Below are 5,495 nucleotides of genomic sequence, written 5' to 3'. Positions count from 1 at the left end.
CCCCGTCCCCTTTTGTACGCCATAGGGAGTACCTGCCCGAAAGTTCCCGATTCGGGGGTCGCGCCCCTCACATCCGCGCGCGCCATCCGGGTCGCCGCGCGGCGGCGTATAGGGGCCAGCAAATGCCCCCACACGCCAGGAGACACCCATGAAGGCTCTGACCGCGGCCCTCGCCGTCGGCACCGCCCTGAGCGCACTGACCCTGACCTCCGCCCCGTCCGCCGGAGCCGCCTCCGCCAAGGCGTGCGGAACCGACCGCTCCGTCGGTCTGGAAGCGGTTGCACTGACGGCGAGCGGCGCGCTGCTCTGCGTCGACGTCGACGACCCGGCCGACGCCCGCACCCTCGGCAAGGTGTCCGGCCTGGACTCCGGCACCGAGCTCATCGGCATCGACTACCGGCCGGAGAACGGCAAGCTCTACGGCGTCGCCAAGAACGGCTCGATCTACACGATCAGCGCCAAGAACGCGAAGGCCACCAAGGTCGCCACGATGAGCGAGACCCCGTCCGGCGCATCCTTCGGCGTCGACTTCAACCCGGTCGTGGACCGGTTGCGGATCGTCAGCGACACCGGCCAGAACCTGCGCGTCGACGTGAGCAACGGGGCGACGACCAAGGACACCGGACTCACCAACCCGGTGCCGCCCCCCGGCATGGGCACCACCGAGGCCACCGGCGTGACCGGCGCGGCGTACACGAACAACGACAAGATCGCGAAGACGGACACCGCGACCACGCTGTTCGACCTCGACACCGCCCTCGACCGGGCTGCGATCCAGTCCCCGGCGAACGCCGGCACCCTGGCGCCCACCGGCAAGCTCGGCATCAACGCCGCTGCGGCGAGCGGGTTCGACGTCTACTCCTCCCTCAAGGGCGGGCAGGCAAGGAACAACGTCGGCTACGCGGCGCTGAGCAACGGGACCCGCAGCTCGCTCTACCGGGTCGACCTGCTCGACGGCAGCCTGAAGTCCCTCGGCAAGTTCACGAAGAACAAGGGCCAGATCATCGGCCTCGCGCTGCCGCTCAACCAGCGCTAGAGGGAATGTGCGGGCGCGTCTGGGTACTTTCCCCTGGCATGAGTCAGGGACAGCAGCCGGGCGCGCCGGCACCGTCCATCTGGGGTCCATCGAGGTCAATCGCCTGGGCTACGCGCCATGCAGATCACCGGCGATGGGATCTGGGTTACCCAGAAAGCAAGATCGTCGGGATCCAAAGGGACAACCGGGACGTCAAAGGGGCCATGTCGGTCCAGGAATTCACGTACACCCTCGCGGTGCGGGTGGCCTTTCTGATGGTGCTGCTCGGCGTCGTCGGCGGCATGAGCTACGGCGCGACCCACTGGGAGCCGCGTAGCGAGAACGGGATCAGCGAGACCCGCAACTTCCAGGACCCGTGAGCTAGCTTCGGGCCGTGGACACGCTCGCGCTGAACCTGCTGGTGGGCGCGGCGATCCTGATCGGGCTGGTCGGCGTCGTCATTCCGGCCGTGCCCGGCCTGCTGCTGGTCTTCCTCGCCGTTCTGGCCTGGGCCCTGGCGACCGACGGTGACGGCCGCTGGGTGGTCCTCGGTCTGGTCAGCGTCGTCGCGCTGGCCGGGCAGGTCGTGAAGTACCTCGTGCCCGGGCGGCGGATGCAGGCCGCCGGGGTGCCGATGCGGACGCTCCTGCTGGGCGCCGCGCTCGGCGTCGTCGGCTTCTTCGTGGTGCCGGTGCTCGGCGCCCTGATCGGGTTCGTCCTCGGCGTCTACCTGGCCGAGCGCGCCCGCCTCGGCAGCCACGACCTGGCCTGGCCCTCGACGAAGGAGGCGCTGCGGGGCGCGCTGCTGTCGATGGCGATCGAGTTCGCCGCGGCCGCGCTGTGCGCCGGAGTCTGGCTGGCCGGCGCCGTCGTTACCGCCTGAACGACCCGAGCGCGGACATCCGGCGCTGACCGCTCGTTCCCCTCCCGTCCACCTGGGCGCTCCAGCGTGGCCGGGTGCGTCGGAACCGGGTCCTCACCGTGAGCGGCCTGGCCGCCGCCGGGCTGGTCGGCGTCGTTACGCTGGCACCCGCTGGGTCGACCGCGCCGGCGAAGAGCGACGGGGTGATCGCGTTCGTCAGCAACCGCGGGGACGGCGCCTACGCGGTGTGGCTGATGAACGCCGATGGGGCGACCCCGCGGCGGTTGAACTCGCACAGTCTCGATCCCGCCTTCGCCGCGGACGCGACCCGGATCGTCTACACCGCATTCGATGCGACCGACCCCGTCGGCGATGTCTTCGTGATGAACGCCGACGGCACCAACCGGGTCCGCCTGACCGACTCCCCCGGAGCCGACAACCACCCGGCGTTCTCCCCGGCCGGCCCGAAGATCGCCTTCCACAGTCTGCGAAGCGGCAACGGCGACATCTGGACGATGAACGTCGACGGCACCGACCTGGCGCCGCTCACCACCGACCTCGCGACCGATGACGACCCGGTCTTCTCCCCGGACGGGAAGCAGATCGCGTTCAGTTCCGGGCGCGACGGCACCATCGACGTCTACGTCATGGCCGCCGACGGCACCGAGGTCCGGCGCCTCACCGCCGGCCCCGGCAGCGCGTGGCCGCAGGCCTGGGGCCGACCGCAGGAGCGATGAGTTTCGGCTCGTGGCACGGTCATCACCTGGACAGCGACCACCGGACATCGGAGACGGCCATGAGCTTCCACGCGTACCTGTTCTTCAGCGGCACCTGCCGGGAGGCGTTCGCCCGCTACCAGGAGATCTTCGGCGGCGAACTGGTGCTGCTCCCGATGTCGGAGATGCCGGCCGCGGACCAGGCCGAGTGCAACCTGCCCGCTGGGAGCGAAGGCCTGATCATGCACGCCGCGCTCAAGATCGGCGACGAGCTGCTGATGGCCTCGGACGACCCAACCGGTGACGGCGGCCCCAAGACGGGCATCGCCGTCAGCTACACCGCGCCCGACGTCGGCGAGGCCAAGCGGGTCTTCGACGCCCTCGCCGAGGGTGGCGAGGTGACCATGGCGCTGAGCGAGTCGTTCTTCTCCCCCGCGTTCGGCACCTGCACCGACCGCTTCGGCGTGCCGTGGATGGTGAACACCGACGCTCCGCAGTCCTGATCGAATTCGGGAGTCCACTGAGCGACAGGGTTGTGACGTGAGAGGCGCCCAGGTGGCCGCGGGACTGCCCCACTGGTTTCAACCCTGTCGCTCAGTGGCGGGCCCGGCACGACGAACGCCCCGCGGATACCCGCGGGGCGCTTCGTGTCGTTCGGACTTAGTCGAGGTAGTCGCGTAGAACCTGCGAGCGCGAGGGGTGGCGCAGCTTCGACATCGTCTTCGACTCGATCTGGCGGATCCGCTCACGCGTGACGCCGTAGACCTTGCCGATCTCGTCCAGGGTCTTGGGCTGGCCGTCGGTGAGGCCGAAGCGCATCGAGACCACGCCGGCCTCGCGCTCGGAGAGCGTGTCCAGCACCGAGTGCAACTGCTCCTGGAGCAGGGTGAAGGACACGGCGTCGGCCGGGACGATCGCCTCGGAGTCCTCGATCAGGTCACCGAACTCGGAGTCGCCGTCCTCGCCGAGCGGGGTGTGCAGCGAGATGGGCTCGCGGCCGTACTTCTGGACCTCGATGACCTTCTCCGGGGTCATGTCGAGTTCCTTGGCCAGCTCCTCCGGAGTGGGCTCGCGGCCCAGATCCTGGAGCATCTGGCGCTGCACGCGGGCGAGCTTGTTGATGACCTCGACCATGTGCACCGGGATGCGGATGGTGCGGGCCTGGTCGGCCATGGCGCGGGTGATGGCCTGACGGATCCACCAGGTCGCGTAGGTCGAGAACTTGTAGCCCTTGGTGTAGTCGAACTTCTCGACCGCGCGGATCAGACCGAGGTTGCCCTCCTGGATGAGGTCCAGGAACAGCATGCCGCGGCCGGTGTAGCGCTTGGCCAGGGAGACGACGAGGCGCAGGTTGGCCTCGAGCAGGTGGTTCTTCGCGCGGCGGCCGTCCTCGGCGATGATCTGCAGCTCACGCAGCAGCTTCGCGTTGAGCTTCTCCTCGCCGTTGACCCGGTCCTCGGCGAACAGGCCGGCTTCAATGCGCTTGGCGAGTTCGACCTCCTGCTCGGCGTTGAGCAGCGGGACCTTGCCGATCTGCTTGAGGTAGTCCTTGACCGGGTCCGCGGTGGCGCCGGCCTGCGCGACGACGGCCGCAGGCTCGTCATCGTCGTCGTCGGAGATGACGAACGCCTCCGACTCGACCTCCTCGTCGGCCGGGCCGCCCTCGGTCTCACCCTCGGCCGCAGGCGTCGCGGCCGCGGGATCCGCGACGACAGTGCCCGCAGGCACTTCCTCCGCAGGGCCGCCGGCTGGGGCCTCGGCGGCCTTGCCGGCCGGGGCCTTCTTCGCCGCGGCGGCCTTCGTGGCCGGAGCCTTCTTGGCCGGAGCAGCCGCCTTGGCGGCCGGAGCCTTCTTGGCCGGAGCAGCGGCCTTGGTGGCCGGAGCCTTCTTGGCCGGAGCAGCCGCCTTGGCGGCCGGGGCCTTCGCAGGCGCCTTCTTGGCCACACTCGCGGTGGCGGCCGGGGCGGTGGCCGCACGTGCCGCCACGGCGCGTGCAGGCGAACCCGCGGCGGTGGACGGAGTGGACTCAGGGGGGAGGCTGGGGGAAGCCGACACGAACTACCTTCCGACGATCGAGGCGCGTCCGGAGGGAGCACCGGTCGAGCTTGGCGCAGTCACGTTCCGGCGCACGGCATTTTGACACGTGATCCAGGTCCGTGTCGGACCCGCCCCCTCCGGGGCGCGCCGACACCCGGCTCGGGGTGCCTGACTTCTGTATAGCGCGGCCACGGCCGAGCTGCCCAAAACTAGGTTCCGGCCGCCTTCGCCGCCGCCTTCTTCTGCTGCTTGTACTCGCGCACCTTCCGCAGCGACTCGACGTCGGTGACATCGGCCACCGACCGGTGCCCGTCCAGCGCGTAGTCGCCGCAGACCGTTTCCCAGCCCTCCGGGCGCACGCCCAATTGTTTGGCGAGCAGGGCGACGAAGATCTGGGCCTTCTGCTTGCCGAACCCGGGCAGCTGCTGGACCCGCTTGAACAGGTCCGCCCCGGTGCTCGCCTCGGTCCACAGACGGGTGACGTCCCCGTCGTAGGTGGCCACGACGTGGGTGGCGAGCTCCTGGAGCCGGGTCGACATCGACCCGGGGTACCGGTGGATCGCCGGCGGGGTGCTGCACACCGTCTTGAAGTAGTCCGGGTCGGCGGTCGCGATCGTCGCCGGGTCGAGCGTGCCGAACCGGCGCAGGACCTTGTAGCCGCCCCGGAACGCGTGCTCCATGCCGTACTGCTGGTCAAGCATCATCCCGACCACGACGGCGAACGGGTCGCTGCCCAGCACCTCGTCAGCCGCCGGATCCTGGGCGATGCAGAACCGGGCCGGAGCCTGCTTCTTCGTCTTCGTAGCCGCCATGGCTCCCAGGGAATCACATCGGACCTGACGGTGCCGTCACCCTCAACCTGTAG

At 69.8% G+C, this 5,495-nt stretch carries 6 protein-coding genes and 1 pseudogene; 5 read left to right on the top strand and 2 right to left on the bottom strand.

The genetic code is table 11. The features are described 5' to 3' along the window. Positions 1-148 precede the first annotated feature (148 nt). From H0X00_RS11355 to H0X00_RS11335, 5 genes are all read left to right on the top strand, one after another. Positions 149-1,036 carry a DUF4394 domain-containing protein gene (locus H0X00_RS11355; protein WP_293770017.1) on the top strand — a complete coding sequence of 296 codons (888 nt, stop codon included), beginning with the start codon at positions 149-151 and terminating at the stop codon, positions 1,034-1,036. A 203-nt stretch (positions 1,037-1,239) separates the two neighbouring features. After that, positions 1,240-1,395 carry a hypothetical protein gene (locus H0X00_RS11350; protein WP_293770015.1) on the top strand — a complete coding sequence of 52 codons (156 nt, stop codon included), beginning with the start codon at positions 1,240-1,242 and terminating at the stop codon, positions 1,393-1,395. 14 nt (positions 1,396-1,409) lie between these two features. Next, a complete protein-coding gene (locus tag H0X00_RS11345) occupies positions 1,410-1,898 on the top strand; it encodes a DUF456 domain-containing protein (protein ID WP_293770013.1) in 489 nt (162 codons plus the stop codon). A 74-nt stretch (positions 1,899-1,972) separates the two neighbouring features. Then, on the top strand, positions 1,973-2,614 hold the full coding sequence (locus H0X00_RS11340; RefSeq protein ID WP_293770011.1) for a hypothetical protein: 642 nt from the start codon (positions 1,973-1,975) through the stop codon (positions 2,612-2,614). A gap of 59 nt (positions 2,615-2,673) precedes the next feature. After that, on the top strand, positions 2,674-3,096 hold the full coding sequence (locus H0X00_RS11335) for a VOC family protein (RefSeq protein ID WP_293770010.1): 423 nt from the start codon (positions 2,674-2,676) through the stop codon (positions 3,094-3,096). Between the two features lie 157 nt (positions 3,097-3,253). Here the strand turns inward: H0X00_RS11335 and H0X00_RS11330 are convergent. After that, positions 3,254-4,648: pseudogene (locus H0X00_RS11330) on the bottom strand (RNA polymerase sigma factor); the annotation flags it as partial. Positions 4,649-4,839: 191 nt separating this feature from the next. Beyond that, entirely contained in the window at positions 4,840-5,442 is a 603-nt protein-coding gene (locus tag H0X00_RS11325; protein WP_293770008.1) for an HhH-GPD-type base excision DNA repair protein, read from the bottom strand. Between the last annotated feature and the right edge of the window lie 53 nt (positions 5,443-5,495).

The organism is Sporichthya sp. (assembly GCF_013815995.1).
GTDB lineage: Bacteria > Actinomycetota > Actinomycetes > Sporichthyales > Sporichthyaceae > Sporichthya.
The sequence above is the reverse complement of the archived record's forward strand: the minus strand, read 5'-3'. Positions and strand labels throughout refer to the sequence as shown.